Annotated in this window: 17 protein-coding genes; 13 read left to right on the top strand and 4 right to left on the bottom strand. The window is 72.6% G+C overall.

The genetic code is table 11. The annotated features are described in order from the left end of the window. From AB0F18_RS05715 to AB0F18_RS05700, 4 genes are all read left to right on the top strand, one after another. A partial coding sequence (locus AB0F18_RS05715; RefSeq protein WP_362055332.1) for an Hsp70 family protein occupies positions 1-507 on the top strand: 507 nt, incomplete at its 5' end. Beyond that, the gene (gene grpE, locus AB0F18_RS05710) at positions 507-1,166 is read left to right on the top strand and encodes a nucleotide exchange factor GrpE (RefSeq protein WP_362055330.1); all 660 of its coding nucleotides are present in this window, start codon (positions 507-509) and stop codon (positions 1,164-1,166) included. The genes AB0F18_RS05715 and grpE, both read left to right, overlap by 1 nt. A gap of 39 nt (positions 1,167-1,205) precedes the next feature. Then, positions 1,206-2,381: a molecular chaperone DnaJ gene (gene dnaJ / locus AB0F18_RS05705; RefSeq protein WP_362055328.1), complete on the top strand. Its 1,176-nt coding sequence runs from the start codon at positions 1,206-1,208 to the stop codon at positions 2,379-2,381. 1 nt (position 2,382) lies between these two features. Next, a complete protein-coding gene (locus AB0F18_RS05700; RefSeq protein ID WP_362055326.1) occupies positions 2,383-2,847 on the top strand; it encodes a helix-turn-helix domain-containing protein in 465 nt (154 codons plus the stop codon). A 90-nt stretch (positions 2,848-2,937) separates the two neighbouring features. On the opposite strand, the gene AB0F18_RS05695 is transcribed toward AB0F18_RS05700, so the two are convergent. Continuing rightward, positions 2,938-4,005, bottom strand: a complete 1,068-nt coding sequence (locus AB0F18_RS05695) for a helix-turn-helix transcriptional regulator (RefSeq protein WP_362055324.1) — start codon at positions 4,003-4,005, stop codon at positions 2,938-2,940. An 85-nt stretch (positions 4,006-4,090) separates the two neighbouring features. Here AB0F18_RS05695 and AB0F18_RS05690 point away from each other — a divergent pair, with 85 nt between their 5' ends. Then, positions 4,091-4,339 (top strand): hypothetical protein, encoded by a 249-nt coding sequence (locus AB0F18_RS05690; RefSeq protein WP_362055322.1) that lies wholly within the window; start codon positions 4,091-4,093, stop codon positions 4,337-4,339. Further along, complete coding sequence (locus tag AB0F18_RS05685; protein WP_362055320.1) at positions 4,339-4,653, top strand: (2Fe-2S)-binding protein; 315 nt, start codon at positions 4,339-4,341, stop codon at positions 4,651-4,653. The genes AB0F18_RS05690 and AB0F18_RS05685 overlap by 1 nt, the downstream gene beginning before the upstream one ends. Before the next feature lie 174 nt (positions 4,654-4,827). Here AB0F18_RS05685 and AB0F18_RS05680 read toward each other — a convergent pair whose 3' ends face one another. Beyond that, positions 4,828-5,247 (bottom strand): TIGR03618 family F420-dependent PPOX class oxidoreductase, encoded by a 420-nt coding sequence (locus tag AB0F18_RS05680; RefSeq protein ID WP_362055318.1) that lies wholly within the window; start codon positions 5,245-5,247, stop codon positions 4,828-4,830. Positions 5,248-5,360: 113 nt separating this feature from the next. On the opposite strand from AB0F18_RS05680, the gene clpB reads away from it, so the two are divergent. Both clpB and AB0F18_RS05670 read left to right on the top strand, forming a co-directional pair. Continuing rightward, positions 5,361-7,952, top strand: a complete 2,592-nt coding sequence (clpB, locus tag AB0F18_RS05675; protein WP_362055316.1) for an ATP-dependent chaperone ClpB — start codon at positions 5,361-5,363, stop codon at positions 7,950-7,952. A 121-nt stretch (positions 7,953-8,073) separates the two neighbouring features. Continuing rightward, entirely contained in the window at positions 8,074-8,616 is a 543-nt protein-coding gene (locus tag AB0F18_RS05670; RefSeq protein WP_362055314.1) for a YbjN domain-containing protein, read from the top strand. 22 nt (positions 8,617-8,638) lie between these two features. On the opposite strand, the gene AB0F18_RS05665 is transcribed toward AB0F18_RS05670, so the two are convergent. After that, positions 8,639-9,787: a hypothetical protein gene (locus AB0F18_RS05665; protein ID WP_362055312.1), complete on the bottom strand. Its 1,149-nt coding sequence runs from the start codon at positions 9,785-9,787 to the stop codon at positions 8,639-8,641. A gap of 8 nt (positions 9,788-9,795) precedes the next feature. Further along, positions 9,796-10,980 carry a pyridoxal phosphate-dependent aminotransferase gene (locus AB0F18_RS05660; protein ID WP_362055311.1) on the bottom strand — a complete coding sequence of 395 codons (1,185 nt, stop codon included), beginning with the start codon at positions 10,978-10,980 and terminating at the stop codon, positions 9,796-9,798. A gap of 244 nt (positions 10,981-11,224) precedes the next feature. Here AB0F18_RS05660 and AB0F18_RS05655 point away from each other — a divergent pair, with 244 nt between their 5' ends. The 5 genes from AB0F18_RS05655 to AB0F18_RS05635 all read left to right on the top strand — a co-directional run bounded on the left by AB0F18_RS05655 (position 11,225) and on the right by AB0F18_RS05635 (position 15,790). Continuing rightward, complete coding sequence (locus AB0F18_RS05655; RefSeq protein WP_362055309.1) at positions 11,225-11,446, top strand: hypothetical protein; 222 nt, start codon at positions 11,225-11,227, stop codon at positions 11,444-11,446. Between the two features lie 213 nt (positions 11,447-11,659). Further along, complete coding sequence (locus tag AB0F18_RS05650) at positions 11,660-12,178, top strand: DUF2617 family protein (protein ID WP_362055307.1); 519 nt, start codon at positions 11,660-11,662, stop codon at positions 12,176-12,178. Between the two features lie 117 nt (positions 12,179-12,295). Next, positions 12,296-13,936: a polyamine aminopropyltransferase gene (locus AB0F18_RS05645; protein WP_362055305.1), complete on the top strand. Its 1,641-nt coding sequence runs from the start codon at positions 12,296-12,298 to the stop codon at positions 13,934-13,936. Between the two features lie 79 nt (positions 13,937-14,015). Beyond that, positions 14,016-14,912, top strand: a complete 897-nt coding sequence (locus AB0F18_RS05640) for an SRPBCC domain-containing protein (RefSeq protein WP_362055303.1) — start codon at positions 14,016-14,018, stop codon at positions 14,910-14,912. Between the two features lie 80 nt (positions 14,913-14,992). Further along, positions 14,993-15,790, top strand: coding sequence for an aldose 1-epimerase (locus AB0F18_RS05635; RefSeq protein ID WP_362055301.1), 798 nt, complete (start codon positions 14,993-14,995; stop codon positions 15,788-15,790). Positions 15,791-15,802 lie beyond the last annotated feature (12 nt).

The following is a 15,802-nucleotide window of genomic DNA, read 5'->3' as shown; positions in this document are numbered from 1 at the left end:
TTCGACATCGACGCGAACGGCATCATGCACGTCACGGCCAAGGACCTCGGCACGGGCAAGGAGCAGAAGATGACCGTCACCGGCGGCTCCTCGCTCGGCAAGGACGAGGTCGACCGCATGCGCCAGGAGGCCGAGCAGTACGCGGAGGAGGACCACCGCCGCCGCGAGGCCGCCGAGTCCCGCAACCAGGGCGAGCAGCTCGTCTACCAGACGGAGAAGTTCCTCGCGGACAACGCGGACAAGGTCCCGGCCGAGGTCAAGACCGAGGTCGAGACGGCCGTCACCGAGCTGAAGGACAAGCTCAAGGGCGAGGACACCGCCGAGATCCGCACCGCCACCGAGAAGCTCGCCGCGGTCAGCCAGAAGCTGGGCCAGGCCATCTACGCCGACGCCCAGGCCGCGCAGGCCGGCGGCGGCGCCGGTGACGCGGGCCACGCCAAGGCCGACGACGACGTCGTCGACGCCGAGATCGTCGACGAGGACAAGCCGAAGGGCGGCCAGGTCTGATGTCGGAGGAGACCCCGGGCTTCGAGGAGAAGCCCGACGTCCCCACCGGCTCGGCCGCTGACGACGCCGAGGCGAAGGCCGCCGACTCCTCCGAGGAGGAGGCGGCGGCCCCCGCCGGGGACGCTCAGGACATCGCTCTCCTGGCGCAGCTGGACCAGGCCCGTACCGCGCTCGGCGAGCGCACCGCGGACCTCCAGCGGCTCCAGGCCGAGTACCAGAACTACCGCCGCCGCGTGGAGCGGGACCGGGTCGCCGTCAAGGAGATCGCGGTCGCGAACCTGCTGTCGGAGCTCCTCCCGACCCTGGACGACATCGGCCGGGCCCGGGAGCACGGCGAGGTGGTCGGCGGCTTCAAGTCGGTGGCCGAGTCGCTGGAGACGGCCGCCGCCAAGATGGGGCTGCAGCAGTTCGGCAAGGAGGGCGAGCCCTTCGACCCGACGATCCACGAGGCCCTGATGCACTCGTACGCGCCGGACGTCACCGAGACGACCTGCGTGGCGATCCTGCAGCCGGGGTACCGGATCGGGGAGCGTACGATCCGCCCCGCGCGGGTCGCGGTGGCCGAGCCCCAGCCGGGCGCGGCACCCGCTGCCAAGTCCGAGTCCGCGGACGGCGACACGCCGTCCGACAAGGACACCGATGCCCCCGACAAGGGCTGACGCACACCATGTAGGCATCCGAGAGGAGGGTCACCGGGGATGAGCACGAAGGACTTCGTCGAGAAGGACTACTACAAGGTCCTCGGTGTCCCGAAGGACGCCACCGAGGCCGAGATCAAGAAGGCGTACCGGAAGCTCGCCCGCGAGTTCCACCCGGACGCCAACAAGGGCGACGCCTCGGCCGAGGCGCGCTTCAAGGAGATCTCCGAGGCGAACGACGTCCTCGGCGACGCCAAGAAGCGCAAGGAGTACGACGAGGCCCGCACCCTGTTCGGCAACGGAGGCTTCCGCCCCGGTCCGGGCGGGGGCGGCTCGTTCAACTTCGACCTGGGCGACCTCTTCGGAGGCGCCCAGGGCAGCGGCCAGGGCGGCTTCGGCGGCGGCCTCGGCGACGTCTTCGGCGGCCTGTTCAACCGCGGCGCCGGCGCCGGTGCGGGCACCCGCACCCAGCCGCGCCGCGGCCAGGACATCGAGTCCGAGGTCACGCTCTCCTTCACCGAGGCCGTCGACGGGGCGACCGTCCCGCTGCGGATGTCCTCGCAGGCCCCCTGCAAGGCCTGCTCGGGCACCGGCGACAAGAACGGCACGCCCCGGGTGTGCCCGACCTGCGTCGGCACCGGCCAGGTCTCCCGGGGCAGCGGCGGCGGGTTCTCGCTGACCGACCCCTGCGCCGACTGCAAGGGCCGCGGCCTGATCGCGGAGAACCCCTGCGAGGTCTGCAAGGGCAGCGGGCGCGCCAAGTCCTCCCGGACCATGCAGGTCCGGATCCCGGCGGGCGTCTCCGACGGCCAGCGGATCCGGCTGCGCGGCAAGGGCGGCCCGGGCGAGCGCGGCGGCCCGGCGGGCGACCTGTACGTCGTCGTGCACGTCGGCACCCACCCGGTCTTCGGCCGCAAGGACGACAACCTCACGGTGACCGTGCCCGTGACGATCGCCGAGGCGGCCCTCGGCGCCGACATCAAGGTCCCGACCCTGGGCGGCCCGGCGGTCACGCTGAAGCTGCCCCCGGGCACCCCGACGGGCCGTACGATGCGGGCCCGCGGCAAGGGCGCGGTCCGCAAGGACGGCACCCGCGGCGACCTGCTCGTCACGGTGGAGGTCGCGGTACCGGCGGAGCTGTCCGACAAGGCCCGCGAGGCCCTGGAGATGTACCGGGACGCCACCGAGTCCGACGACCCGCGCGCCCTGCTGTTCGAGTCCGCGAAGGGAGCTTGACATGGAAGGCCGCCGACGACAGCCCCGCTTCGGTGAGGGGGCGTACCAGTTGACCGACGAGACACCGGTCTACGTGATCTCGGTGGCCGCCCAGCTCTCGGGACTCCATCCGCAGACCCTCCGCCAGTACGACCGCCTCGGCCTGGTCTCCCCGGACCGCACGGCCGGGCGCGGCCGGCGGTACTCGGCCCGGGACATCGAGCTGCTGCGCACGGTGCAGCAGCTGTCCCAGGACGAGGGCATCAACCTGGCGGGCATCAAGCGGATCATCGAGCTGGAGAACCAGGTGGCCGCGCTCCAGCAGCGCGTCGCCGAGCTGTCCACGGCCGTGGACGGCGCGGCCGCCGCCCTGCGGGCCCGCGAGGCCGCGGTGCACGCCTCGTACCGCCGCGACCTGGTCCCGTACCAGCCGCCGCAGCCGGGCAACGCCCTGGTCGTCTGGCGTCCCAAGCGCCCGATGGACTGACGGACGCGGCAGGCAGCGCGTACGAAGGCCCCGTCCGGGCCCCCCTCCGCCGTCGAGGGGGCCCCGGGCGGGGCCTTCGGCCTTGTTCCCTCAGCGCGGTGCCGTGAGGCGCTCAGTGGGCCCCTGACAGGCCGTGGCGGCCTCCTGGGGGCCGTCGCTGTGCAGGATGCCGGACTGGGCGATGAGGTAGCCCAGCTGGGCTCTGCTGCCGCTGCCGAGGGCGGCGGCCAGCTTCGCGATGTGCGCGCGGCAGGTGCGTACGTTCATCCCCAGCCGGCGGGCGATGGCCTCGTCCACGTGCCCCTCGATGAGGAGCTGGGCGATGGAGCGCTGGACGCCCGAGATGCCGTCCGGGTTGTGCGTGTACGTGACCTCGTCGGTCAACGGCACGGCTCTGCGCCACAGTTGTTCGAAGACCCGGATCAGATAGTCGATCAGTCCCGGGTGGCGCAACTCCAGGGCCACTTTCCGGTCATCGCTCGCCGGGATGAAGGCCACCGTACGGTCGAAGATCATGAGACGCTCGATGAGCTCCTCCAGCGTGCGGATCTCCACCTTGCCCGTGGAGATCCGGTCCACGTAGGCGAGGGTGCCCTGGCTGTGCCGCACGGTGTGCTGGTAGAGCGTGCGGATGCTGACCCCGCGGTCGATCAGCGGCTGGGCGCGTTCCAGTGCCTCGGTGAGGATGAACGACGACCGGCCGCCGCCCGGCTGGACGGTCAGGGCCTCGGTGTGGCACTCGGCGGTGGCCAGGTCGAGGGCGGCGTTGATCTGGTCGATCCCCTCCAGCACCGTGATGGCGTGCGTGTTGGCGGGGCTCTGGGCGCTGATGGTGAGGAACGGCTCGAATGCGTCGGTCAGTTCGACGGCGGTGCGCCGGCGGTCCTGGATCTCCCGTTCGAGCGGATGGAGCCGCTGGGCGAGCGCGACGGACGGGGGAACCGCGCGGAGCTGGTTCGCGTCATCCGGGTCGGGCCGCAGCAGGGCGAATTCGAGCAGGCAGGGGGCGTTCCTGACCTCGCCGCGGGCCACGCGGCCGGTGCTCAGGGCCGCGGCGTACACGCGCGCTCCCTCGGCGCACATCTCCGTGACGGGGTGGCGATGTGTCGGGTTTGTCTCGCTTGCCACCAAATCTGCACCCCCCAGGGTCCTGAACATGTAAGAACATGATGCATCGTCCCTGTGGCACTGACGTGCCTGAATGAGCCATCGTCTGACAGTGCGGGGGAGAGGATTCCATCAAGTGAGGACGAAGCCGACCATGTATAAGAGAATGCTTCGCTCGGCGCTTGCCGTTGTTTTCTCCGCCGTTGCGGTCTTCGGTGCGGCAGTCGCCGTCAGTGAGGACGCGGGAAACGCCGGGCAGGTTGCCCGCGCGGCCTCCGGTCCGGCCGGTAAGCCCGATCTCGGCTGGGACGTGGCCCCCAGCACCCGTACCGGCGCCCTCGGCACCGATCTCGGCTGGGACACCATCCCTGCGAAGGCCGCCTGATGACCCCCGACGACCGCGACTTCCGGCGCGAGATGGCTTCGGCGTACCGCTCTGGCTGGCAGTTCATCGACCTCGCCACGGCGATCCCCTACGCCGGCGATTCGCTGATGGTCACCCTGTTCGGCCAGCCCATCGTCATCGTGCGAGAGGAGGACGAGGACGTCCGCGCCTACCGCTGCCTGCGCCGCCCCCGGGGCGCACCGCAGCCCGTCCGCTGCGAAGTGCGGTACGGCATGGTCTTCGTCAACCTCGATCAGCGTGATCACCAGCTCTTCGAACCCGATATCACCGCCGCCACCCCCCGCAGTGCCTGAGGCGATTCCCCCGTCGTTGCAGATCGCTCCAGGTGCTTCCCCCACACAACGGCGCCATCGTGGACCTGACCACGATGGCGCCGTTGTGATGTCCGCGTCCAGTGGCCGAACAGGACAATCGGCTGAGGACCGGATGAGAAGCGCTGGAGGACCGCTCGAATCCGGCCGTTTTCCTCAGGCCCGGCCCATCGCCCGGTCCAGGGTGATCTCCAGGACCACCCGGTCGGGGTTCGGCGAGGGCACCCGCCCGTACCGCTCCGCGTAGCGCGCCACCGCGTCGGCGACCGACGCCTCGTCCGTACGGACCACCGCGCGCCCCTCCAGGGTGGCCCAGCGCCGGCCCTGCATCTGGCACACCGCCACCCGCGCCGCTCCGTCCGGGGCCTCCAGGACGTTGCGCACCTTCTTGCTGTGCTTGCTGCTGATCACCCGCGCGATCCCGGCCTCCGGGTCGTACGTCACGCCCACCGGCACCACGTGCGGGGTCCCGTCGGGCCGGGGGGTGGTCAGGGTGCAGACGTGCCGCTCCCGCCAGAAGGCGAGGTATTCGGGCGTCGGGTTGAGTACGTCGTGGACCGGCTTCGAAACAGACATGGCCCGAAGCATATGTCCGGGCCGAAACCGGCCTTGAGTGGAATAGACTCAACTTTGCAGACGCTGAACCTGTCAGGGTTATGCATGGACCCGCCGGAGAGGAGAAACCGAGAGTGGACGCCGAGCTGACCAACAAGAGCCGCGACGCGCTGAACGCGGCCACCAGCAGGGCCGTCAAGGACGGCCACGCCGACCTGACCCCCGCGCACCTGCTGCTGGCCCTGCTCGCCGGCGTGGACAACGAGAACATCACCGACCTCCTCGCCGCGACCGAGGCCGACCAGGCCGCCGTCCGCGCCGGCGCGGAGCGGCTGCTCGCCGCCCTGCCCAGCGTCACCGGCTCCACCGTCGCGCCCCCGCAGCCCAGCCGCGATCTGCTCGCCGTGCTCGCGGAGGCCGACGCCCAGGCCAAGACCCTCGGGGACGACTACCTCTCCACCGAACACCTCCTCATCGCCGTCGCCGCCAAGGGCGGCCCGGCCGGTGAGGTCCTTTCCGCCCAGGGCGCGACCGCCGGGAAACTGCTGGCCGCCTTCGAGAACGCACGAGGAGGACGGCGGGTGACCACCCCCGACCCCGAGGGCCAGTACAAGGCCCTGGAGAAGTTCGGCACCGACTTCACGGCAGCCGCCCGCGAGGGCAAGCTCGACCCCGTCATCGGCCGCGACCACGAGATCCGGCGCGTCGTCCAGGTCCTCTCCCGCCGCACGAAGAACAACCCGGTCCTCATCGGCGAGCCCGGCGTCGGCAAGACCGCCGTCGTCGAGGGCCTGGCGCAGCGCATCGTCAAGGGCGACGTCCCCGAGTCCCTGAAGAACAAGCGGCTCGTCTCCCTCGACCTCGGCGCGATGGTCGCCGGCGCGAAGTACCGCGGCGAGTTCGAGGAGCGCCTCAAGACGGTCCTCGCCGAGATCAAGTCGAGCGAGGGCCAGATCATCACCTTCATCGACGAGCTCCACACCGTCGTCGGCGCGGGCGCCGGCGGGGACTCCGCCATGGACGCGGGCAACATGCTCAAGCCCATGCTGGCCCGCGGCGAGCTGCGCATGGTCGGCGCCACCACCCTCGACGAGTACCGCGAGCGCGTCGAGAAGGACCCGGCCCTGGAGCGCCGCTTCCAGCAGGTGCTGGTCGCGGAGCCGACCGTCGAGGACACCATCGCGATCCTGCGCGGCCTCAAGGGCCGCTACGAGGCCCACCACAAGGTCGTCATCAACGACAGCGCCCTGGTCGCCGCCGCCACCCTCTCCGACCGGTACATCACCTCCCGCTTCCTCCCCGACAAGGCCATCGACCTCGTCGACGAGGCCGCCTCCCGGCTGCGCATGGAGATCGACTCCTCCCCGCTGGAGATCGACGAGCTCCAGCGCTCCGTCGACCGCCTGCGCATGGAGGAGCTGGCCCTGAAGAACGAGTCCGACCCGGCCTCGATCGAACGCCTGGAGAAGCTCCGCAAGGACCTCGCCGACAAGGAGGAGGAACTGCGCGGCCTCACCGCCCGCTGGGAGAAGGAGAAGCAGTCCCTCAACCGCGTCGGCGAGCTCAAGGAGCGCCTGGACGACCTGCGCGGCCAGGCCGAGCGCGCCCAGCGCGACGGCGACTTCGACTCCGCCTCCAAGCTGCTCTACGGGGAGATCCCCGCGCTGGAGCGCGAGCTCGCCGAGGCCACCGAGGAGGAGGCCGCGGCCGGTCCCGTCAAGGACAGCATGGTCAAGGACGAGGTCGGCCCGGACGACATCGCCGACGTGGTCGGCGCCTGGACCGGCATCCCGGCCGGCCGCCTCCTCGAAGGGGAGACCCAGAAGCTCCTGCGCATGGAGGACGAGCTGGGCCGCCGCCTGATCGGCCAGACCGAGGCCGTACGGGCCGTCGCGGACGCCGTGCGCCGCACCCGCGCCGGCATCGCCGACCCGGACCGGCCGACCGGCTCGTTCCTCTTCCTGGGCCCCACGGGCGTGGGCAAGACCGAGCTGGCCAAGGCCCTCGCGGACTTCCTCTTCGACGACGAGCGGGCCATGGTCCGCATCGACATGTCCGAGTACTCCGAGAAGCACAGCGTGGCCCGGCTCGTCGGCGCCCCGCCCGGCTACGTCGGCTACGAGGAGGGCGGTCAGCTCACCGAGGCCGTGCGCCGGCGCCCGTACAGCGTGGTGCTGCTGGACGAGGTCGAGAAGGCCCACCCCGAGGTCTTCGACATCCTGCTCCAGGTCCTCGACGACGGCCGCCTCACCGACGGCCAGGGCCGCACCGTCGACTTCCGCAACACCATCCTGATCCTGACCTCCAACCTCGGCAGCCAGTTCCTGGTGGACCCGGTCGCCTCCGCCGAGGACAAGAAGACCCGGGTCCTGGAGGTGGTCCGGGCGAGCTTCAAGCCGGAGTTCCTCAACCGCCTCGACGACCTCGTCGTCTTCTCGGCCCTCACCCGGGACGAGCTGGCGCACATCGCCGAGCTGCAGATCTCCCGCCTGGCCAAGCGCCTCGCCGACCGCCGGCTCGGCCTGGACGTCACGCCCGAGGCGCTGGCCTGGCTGGCCGACAAGGGCAACGACCCGGCGTACGGAGCCCGCCCCCTGCGCCGCCTGATCCAGACGGCCGTCGGCGACCGGCTGGCCAAGGAGATCCTGTCCGGCGAGGTCAGGGACGGCGACACGGTACGGGTCGACGTGGCCGGTGACGGCCTGCTGGTGGGCCGGGCCCTGTAGGCCCCGAGGTAAGGACCGGTCCGCCCCCGTGTCCGCCCGGAGCGGATCGGGCGTGCGGGGGTGGACACGGGGTAGGCGCGATGGTGGAGGATGGCTGTATCCGCACGAAGGGAAGTACACGGTGAGCATCGACCCGGCCTCGATTCCGAACTTCGGGGGTCAGCCCGAACCGCAGGCCACGGGACCGGCGGGCCCCGTCGTCCCCGACCAGGACCTGGTGAAGCAGCTCCTGGAACAGATGGAGCTCAAGTACGTCGTCGACGACGAGGGTGACCTCGCGGCGCCGTGGGAGGACTTCCGCACGTACTTCATGTTCCGTGGTGAGGGCGAGCAGCAGGTCTTCTCCGTCCGGACCTTCTACGACCGTCCGCACGCGATCGACGACAAGCCGCAGCTGCTCGAATCGATCGACGACTGGAACCGCCGCACCCTGTGGCCCAAGGTCTACAGCCACACGCACGACGACGGCTCTGTCCGGCTGATCGGCGAGGCGCAGATGCTGATCGGCACCGGCGTCAGCCTGGAGCACTTCGTGTCCTCCACGGTCAGCTGGGTCCGCGCGTCGATCGAGTTCGACAAGTGGCTCATCGAGCAGCTCGGCCTGGAGAAGGAGGTCGACTCCGCCGAGGACGACTCCGACTCCGACGGCGGGGGCGACGCCTAGCCGTCCCCGCCCCCCACGGCCCCTAGAGGGGTACCTTCGCGAGGAGCGTGAGGTACGCCCCGTAGCCGCACGAGAGCCCGGCCAGACCGGCGGTCACCGCGACCGCCGTGCGCGGCCGGGCTTTCGCCATGGCGGCGGCCAGCGGCAGCAGCAGCGGGAACGCGGGCAGCAGGAACCGCGGCTTGGACTCGAAGAACCCCGCCCCGCCGATCGTGATCACCAGCAGCATGGCGGTGTACGCGAGCAGCGCCAGCGGCGCCCGCTCCAGCAGCAGGAACACCGCGAACAGCACCGCCGCGGCCAGCGTGGCCACCGTCATGGCCACCGGGATCGTGACGTCCCCGCCGGTCAGCACCTTGGACACCACCTTGGCCGTGCCCGCGCCGAAGTCGAAGTGCGAGCCCCACTGCCGCTGGACGGTGAAGTACCCGAGCAGCTCGTGGCGGCGCACCCCGACGGACACGACGTACGCCGCCCAGCCCGCGGGCGCGAGCAGCCCGGCCGCCCACACCGCGGGCGCGCGGCTGCCCCTCAGGACCTCCCGCAGCGCCACCACGCTCACGGCGGCGGCCACGGCGATCCCGGTGGGCCGGGTCAGCCCGGCGAGCACCGCCAGGGAGGCCGCCCACAGCCACCGCTCCCGCAGCAGCGCGTACAGGGCCCAGGCGGCCAGCGCGCACAGCAGCGGCTCCGTGTAGCCGAGGCTCAGCACCACCGCGTGCGGCAGCGAGGCCCACAGCGCGACGAGCAGCACCCCGGCCCGCGCCCCGAGCAGCCGCTCCCCGATCCGGTACACCCCGACGGCGGCCACCGCGGAGGCCGTCCAGGCCACCGCGAGGGCGGCGACGGGGCCGCCGCCGGTGAGGTGCACCAGCACCGGGTACAGCGGGAAGAAGGCGTAGTCGCTCTGGATGGAATCGGAGGCTGGCCACATCTGGGTGCGGCCGTAGCCGTTGGTGGCGATGGAGAGGTACCAGTAGGAGTCCCAGGACCCCCCGAGCACCTTCACCGGGTTGCGCCCCTCCCACCAGGCCCCGAGGGTGATCACCAGCGCCCCGGCTCCGCGCAGGGCGGCGAACACCGCGAGGGCGAGCCCGGCCGACCAGGCCGTCTCCGGTCTTCGTGGGGCCCGCGCGGGCGCGGGCCGGGTCTGTCTCGTCGTCACGTCCATGTCGAGCCCTAGAGTGCCCGAAGACGGTCCACGGCTTCGCGGAGGACCCCCGTCTTCTTGCAGAAGGCCCAGCGGACCTGGGTCGCGCCGGCCTCGCGGTCGTCGTAGAAGACCTGGTTCGGGATGGCGACGACCCCGCAGCGCTCGGGCAGGGCGCGGCAGAAGGCCAGGCCGTCCTTCTCGCCGAGGGGGGAGATGTCGGTGGTGATGAAGTAGGTGCCCTGGGGGCGGAAGACCTGGAACCCGGCGGCGGTCAGGCCCTCGGTGAGCAGGTCGCGCTTGGCGGCGAGGTCGGCGCGGAAGTCGTCGTAGTAGGTGTCGGGGAGGGCGAGGGCCTCGGCGACGGCGTACTGGAAGGGGCCGGAGGAGACGTAGGTGAGGAACTGCTTGGCCGAGCGGACGGCCGAGACCAGTGCGGGCGGGGCGGTGATCCAGCCGACCTTCCAGCCGGTGAAGGAGAAGGTCTTGCCGGCGGAGGAGATGGTGACGGTGCGCTCGCGCATCCCGGGCAGGGAGGCCAGCGGGGTGTGGCCGCCCTCGAAGACCAGGTGCTCGTACACCTCGTCCGTGACGACGAGCAGGTCGCGCTCGACGGCCAGTTCGGCGATGGCGGCGAGCTCCTCGCGGGTGAGGACGGTGCCGGTGGGGTTGTGCGGGGTGTTGAGCAGGAGCAGGCGGGTGCGCGGGGTGACGGCGTCGCGCAGGGCGTCGAGGTCGGGCCGGAAGTGCGGGGCGCGCAGGGTCAGCGGAACGCGGACGGCGCCCGCCATGGCGATGCAGGCGGCGTAGGAGTCGTAGAACGGCTCCAGGGCGATGACCTCGTCGCCGGGTTCGAGGAGGGCGAGGAGGGCGGCGGCGATGGCCTCGGTGGCGCCCGCCGTGACCAGCACCTCCGTGTCGGGGTCGTAGGAGAGGCCGTAGAAGCGCTGCTGGTGGGCGGCGATCGCCTCGCGGAGCTCGGGGACGCCCGGGCCCGGCGGGTACTGGTTGCCCCGGCCGTCGCGGATCGCCCGGACGGCGGCCTCGGCGATCTCGGCGGGGCCGTCGGTGTCGGGGAAGCCCTGGCCCAGGTTGATGGAGCCGGTGCGGGCGGCCAGCGCCGACATCTCCGCGAAGATCGTGGTGCCGAAGGCCGCCAGGCGGCGGTTCAGGAAGGGGCGGTCGCTGCCCACGGGTGCGCTCATGGGCGCCATCCTGCGGGGAACCTCTGGAGTTGCTCAAGTGTGCTTTGGCGGGTTTGGCCTGCGGGCATCCCCCCTGCACGCGGGACGCGGGGATCCCGCCCCCCGGGGGACCGGGGATATCGGAAAGGGGCGAGCACATGGTCGTCTGGGTGATCATCGCGGTGATCGTCGGTGGGATCCTCTGGATCGCGAAGAATGCGGGCGGCGGGGGCGGCGGACTCGGGAGCGGCGGCGGGTCCGGTTCCGGCAGCTGGTGGGCCGGTGGCGGGGGCTCCTCGTCCTCCTGCGGTTCCTCGTCCTCGTGCGGTTCGTCGTCCTCCTGCGGTTCGTCCTGCGGTGGCGGCGGGTGCGGGGGCAGCTGACACTGGAGCGGGGCGGCCGCGGCCGCGTGGACACGGCGCCCGGTGGGGACAACTTCCTTCGGGCGTCTTCTTGTTCGGGCGCGTACGAAGGCGTACGGGCGGCCTGTCGTTGAACACCTGAACCGGGTAGCCCCCGAGGGGATGTAAACCCCGTCAAGTTGGGTAAAAGCGCTGTGAGTGCCGTGCCTTTCATGATTCCCTCGGTTGAGCCAGTCCTCGGAGGACCTCCCTGGACTTCCTGTGGACCCGTGCCGGTGTCCCCCCGCCCGTTGATTGCCGCTGGCGGGACCCGGCCCCTCTCCCTCGCGCGTTTGCGGAGCCGACTCATGCTCACGACCCTCCAGACCACCTACACCGACACGCGTGCCGCCGATCTCGCCTGGGCCCTGGGACGGGACCGGCTGCCCGCCCTGGCCGTACTGAACCTCCAGCTCGAGGACGCGAAGGTGGAGTTGCGCCTGCTCGGGGCCTCCCATCAGGTGCTCCTGGAGGAGGGCGAGGTGCTCTGCTCGGAGACGGTCGCCTGCATGCCCGGCAGCCGGACGCCGCTGCCGCTGGGCGTGGCCAAGCGGGTGGGGGACTGGGAGTACGAGTTCGCCGCGCGCGTCGAGACCCTCTCGCGCGGCTCCTTCGCGGGACGGGCCCAGGAACTGCTGGCCCTGGTCGCGGATCACCCGAACGGCCTGGCGGGCACCTTCCCGGGTGACCCGCACGCCTTCACCGCCATGCTCGCGCAGCGGCACGAGGGGCAGGTGCGCTGGCGGACCTGGCACGCCTACCCGCAGGAGGGCCAGCTGGTGGCCACCCGCACCCGGGTGGGGGTCCGGATGGGGGCGTCCGTCTAGCCGGCCTGTCCGATCCGCCCCGTTGCGAACTGATTACGCCAACTGGCGGGATCTATGCGGCACTTGCACCCATGTGGGTGACAGGGTGCCAGTGGGTGGTGACGTACGGTTCGCTGCATGATCGACCGTTCCGCCCCCCGCGGGGTGCTCCCGGCGGCGGAGCCGCGGGGCGTGCAGACCGTCCCGGCCGCCCTGCCCGTACCGCCCCGGACCGGCCGACTCCTCGTCCTGGCCACGGTGTTCGTCTGCGCCGCCTGCGGGCTCGTGTACGAGCTGGAGCTGCTCGCCCTCGGCTCGTACCTCATCGGCGACTCCGTCACCCAGGCGTCCGTCGTGCTGTCCGTCATGGTCTTCGCCATGGGCGTCGGCTCCCTCCTCGCCAAACGGCTCCGCACCCGCCCCGCCTTCGGCTTCGTGGCCATCGAGGCCGGGCTCGCCCTGCTCGGCGGCTTCTCCGCCATGGCCCTGTACGCGAGCTTCGCCTGGCTGGGGGAGTCCCGGCCCGCGCTCGTCGCGTTCTCCTTCGCCATCGGGGTGCTCATCGGCGCCGAGATCCCACTGCTGATGGTCCTCATCCAGCGCATCCGCAGGCAGGACGCCGGCGGGGCCGTCGCCGACCTGTTCGCCGCCGACTACGTGGGCGCCCTCGTCGGCGGGCTCGCCTTCCCCTTCCTGCTGCTGCCGGTCCTCGGCCAGCTCACCGGCGCCCTGCTCACCGGCACCGTCAACGCCCTCGCCGGCGGCGGACTCGTCCTGTGGCTGTTCCGCCGCGACCTCAGCCGGCGCTGCCGCTGGCTGCTCCTCGCGGTCAACGCGGCCGTGCTCGCCGGGCTGGCCTCCGCGACCCTGCTCGCCGACGACTTCGAGCGCGTCGCCCGCACCGCCGTCTACGGCGGGGAGGTACGGGTCGCCGTGCAGACCGGGGTGCAGGAGCTGGTGCTGACCGGCCCCTCCACCGGCTCCCCGCGCTCCCTCGACCTCTACCTCGACGGACGGCTCCGGGTCAGCGGCTACGACGAGTACCGCTACCACGAGGCCCTGGTCCACCCCGCGATGACCGGCCCGCACGCCCGCGTCCTGGTCCTCGGCGGCGGCGACGGGCTCGCCGCCCGCGAGGTGCTGCGCTACCCGGACGTCACCTCCGTCACCGTCGTCGAGCTCGACCCCGGCGTGGTCGAGCTCGCCCGCACCGACCCGATGCTCTCCGCCCTCAACGGCCGCGCCTACGAGGACCCGCGCCTGGGCGTCGTCTCCCAGGACGCCTTCCGCTGGCTGCGCGGACCCGCCGCCCGCGACCGCTTCGACGTGATCGTCTCCGACCTCCCCGATCCGGGGATCACCTCCAGCACCAAGCTGTACTCGCAGGAGTTCTACGGGCTGGCCGCGCGGGCCCTGAACCCGGGCGGGCGCATCGCCGTCCACGCGGGCCCGCTGACCACCCGGCCCCGTACGTACTGGACCGTCGAGTCCACCCTGCGCGCCGCCGGGCTGCTCACCACCCCCTACGGCGCGGGCGGCCGCCTCTCCGGCTTCGTCGCCGGTCCCGACCGGACCCTGGGGGCCACCGACGCCCCGCCGCAGGACTGGGGCTTCGTCCTCGCCGCCCGGGACCAGGTCCCCGACCTGCGGGTGGACCGCGACACGCCCGCCCTGCGCGCGGTGTCCACCCGGAGCCTGCAGGACGCCGCCCGGGACGCTGCCCGGACCCGGCTGCGCGGACTGCCGCCCTCCACGCTCCCGCACCCGCGCTACTCCTGACCTCCCTGCCGACCCCCCCCGCGCGCCGGGGGCGTCACGTCCGTGTGCAGGGGCGGCTCTCGTCGGTAGGCTCGACCGCATGGAGCATCAGGTGTTCGTTCCGGTACCGGCAGACGATCTGCGCGCCGTGCTGCGCGACCCCGCCCGGGTGGCCCGCTGCGTCCCCGGGCTCCAGCAGGACGCCGACACCGGCGCGGCCGCCGCCGGGGACACCGGGTCCGCCCCGAGGCCGCTGGCCGGGCGGCTCAGGCTGCGGGTCGGCTCCAGCACCGTCACCTACCGCGGGACCCTGTCCCTGGCCGAGCGGGACCCGGAGCACTTCACCGTGCGGGGCGAGGGCGCCGAGGTGCGCGGCGCCGGCACCGTCACGTTCTCGGTGGGGCTGCGGCTGCTCCCCCACGAGGGCGGGACCCGGCTGGAGTTCACCGGGGAGGCCACCGCCGACGGCCGGGCCGCCGCCTTCGACCCCGGGGCGCTGACCGCCGCGATCCGGCGCCTGCTCGACCGGCTCTGCGCCAACCTGGCCGAGGAGCCCGGGCCGGTCCGGCCGACGCAGGACGCGGAGGGCGGGGGAACCGGCGCGACCGGGACCGGGAGCGCGTCCGTGTTCGACGCCGAGGTGCCGCCGCCGTCCCTCGACCCCTTCCTGGACGAGGGCTTGCCGGACCTCCCGGACTTCGCCGGGCTCCCGGAGCTCGGCGAGCTCCCGCAGGGCGCCGGCCCCGGGCAGGCCGCGGGCCCCGGCGACCCCACCGCGCCCCCGAACCCCCCGGCCGAGGCCGCGCACGCCCGCCGCACGATGATCGGCCGCAGCGCCGAGGAGGTCGACCACGCACCCCCGCGCGGCCGTTACGCCCCCGTCCCGGCCCCCTCGTCCGGCAGCGGAGCCTCCGGCCTGCGCTGGATCGCCCCCGCCGCGGCCCTGGCCCTGGCCTCGGCCGTGGTCGTCGGCAGGGCGCTGCGCCGCCGCCGCTGAACCGCCCTCCGACCGTCACCGAACCGCCACCCAGCGGTCGTTGAGCGGACGCCGACCCCGATCGCCGTAGGGTCGGCCGTATGAGTACGCAACTGAGCGCCGGCGGCGCCGACATCACCGTCGACCAGGACAACGGCTGCCGGGTCGGCAGCCTGCGCGTCGACGGCATCGAGCTGCTGCGCCAGGGCCCGCGCTACGGGTCCTTCCCGATGGTCCCCTGGTGCGGGCGCACCGCGAACGGGGAGTTCCGCGACGGCGGAACCCTCCACCGGCTGCCCGTGAACCAACCCCCGCACGCCATCCACGGCCTCGGCCGCGACCTGGCCTGGCGGACCGCCGCGGTGAGCGACACCGGCGCGGCCTTCTACTTCGACCTCGCCGACCCCTGGCCCCACGCCGGCCGGGTGACGCAGACCTTCGAGCTGTCCGAGGACGCGCTGAAGATCACCATGGGCGTCGAGACGTACCAGGACTCCTTCCCGGCCCAGGTCGGCTGGCACCCCTGGTTCAACCGCGTCCTGACGGACGGCGGCGCCGAGGCGCAGATCGCCTTCGAGCCGGCCTGGCAGGAGGAGCGCGGCGCGGACCACCTCCCCACCGGCCGCCGGATCGACCCCACCCCCGGCCCCTGGGACGACTGCTTCGGGACCCCGTACGGGGTGGACGTCACCCTCACCTGGCCCGGGGACCTGGAGCTGAAGATCGCCAGCCCGGCCGAGTGGGTGGTCGTGTACGACGAGCAGCCCGAGGCCGTCTGCGTCGAGCCGCAGTCCGGCCCGCCGAACGGCCTGAACACCCTCCCGCGCCTGGTCACCCCGGTGGACCCGCTGGAGGTCTCCACGACCTGGACCTGGCGTCGGCTGCGTTCCCCGCGCTAGGGCCCAATTAAG

The organism is Streptomyces sp. NPDC029216, assembly GCF_040648015.1.
GTDB lineage: Bacteria > Actinomycetota > Actinomycetes > Streptomycetales > Streptomycetaceae > Streptomyces.
The sequence above is the reverse complement of the archived record's forward strand: the minus strand, read 5'-3'. Positions and strand labels throughout refer to the sequence as shown.

Excerpts from the sequence above, each read along its gene's own strand:
- AB0F18_RS05635 (WP_362055301.1), top strand. The coding sequence starts at position 14,993 with ATGAGTACGCAACTGAGCGCCGGCGGCGCCGACATCACCGTCGACCAG.
- AB0F18_RS05660 (WP_362055311.1), bottom strand. The coding sequence starts at position 10,980 with ATGGCGCCCATGAGCGCACCCGTGGGCAGCGACCGCCCCTTCCTGAAC.
- AB0F18_RS05665 (WP_362055312.1), bottom strand. The coding sequence starts at position 9,787 with ATGGACGTGACGACGAGACAGACCCGGCCCGCGCCCGCGCGGGCCCCA.
- AB0F18_RS05695 (WP_362055324.1), bottom strand. The coding sequence starts at position 4,005 with ATGTTCAGGACCCTGGGGGGTGCAGATTTGGTGGCAAGCGAGACAAAC.
- AB0F18_RS05645 (WP_362055305.1), top strand. The coding sequence starts at position 12,296 with ATGATCGACCGTTCCGCCCCCCGCGGGGTGCTCCCGGCGGCGGAGCCG.
- dnaJ (WP_362055328.1), top strand. The coding sequence starts at position 1,206 with ATGAGCACGAAGGACTTCGTCGAGAAGGACTACTACAAGGTCCTCGGT.
- AB0F18_RS05650 (WP_362055307.1), top strand. The coding sequence starts at position 11,660 with ATGCTCACGACCCTCCAGACCACCTACACCGACACGCGTGCCGCCGAT.
- AB0F18_RS05680 (WP_362055318.1), bottom strand. The coding sequence starts at position 5,247 with ATGTCTGTTTCGAAGCCGGTCCACGACGTACTCAACCCGACGCCCGAA.
- AB0F18_RS05700 (WP_362055326.1), top strand. The coding sequence starts at position 2,383 with ATGGAAGGCCGCCGACGACAGCCCCGCTTCGGTGAGGGGGCGTACCAG.
- AB0F18_RS05640 (WP_362055303.1), top strand. The coding sequence starts at position 14,016 with ATGGAGCATCAGGTGTTCGTTCCGGTACCGGCAGACGATCTGCGCGCC.
- AB0F18_RS05685 (WP_362055320.1), top strand. The coding sequence starts at position 4,339 with ATGACCCCCGACGACCGCGACTTCCGGCGCGAGATGGCTTCGGCGTAC.
- grpE (WP_362055330.1), top strand. The coding sequence starts at position 507 with ATGTCGGAGGAGACCCCGGGCTTCGAGGAGAAGCCCGACGTCCCCACC.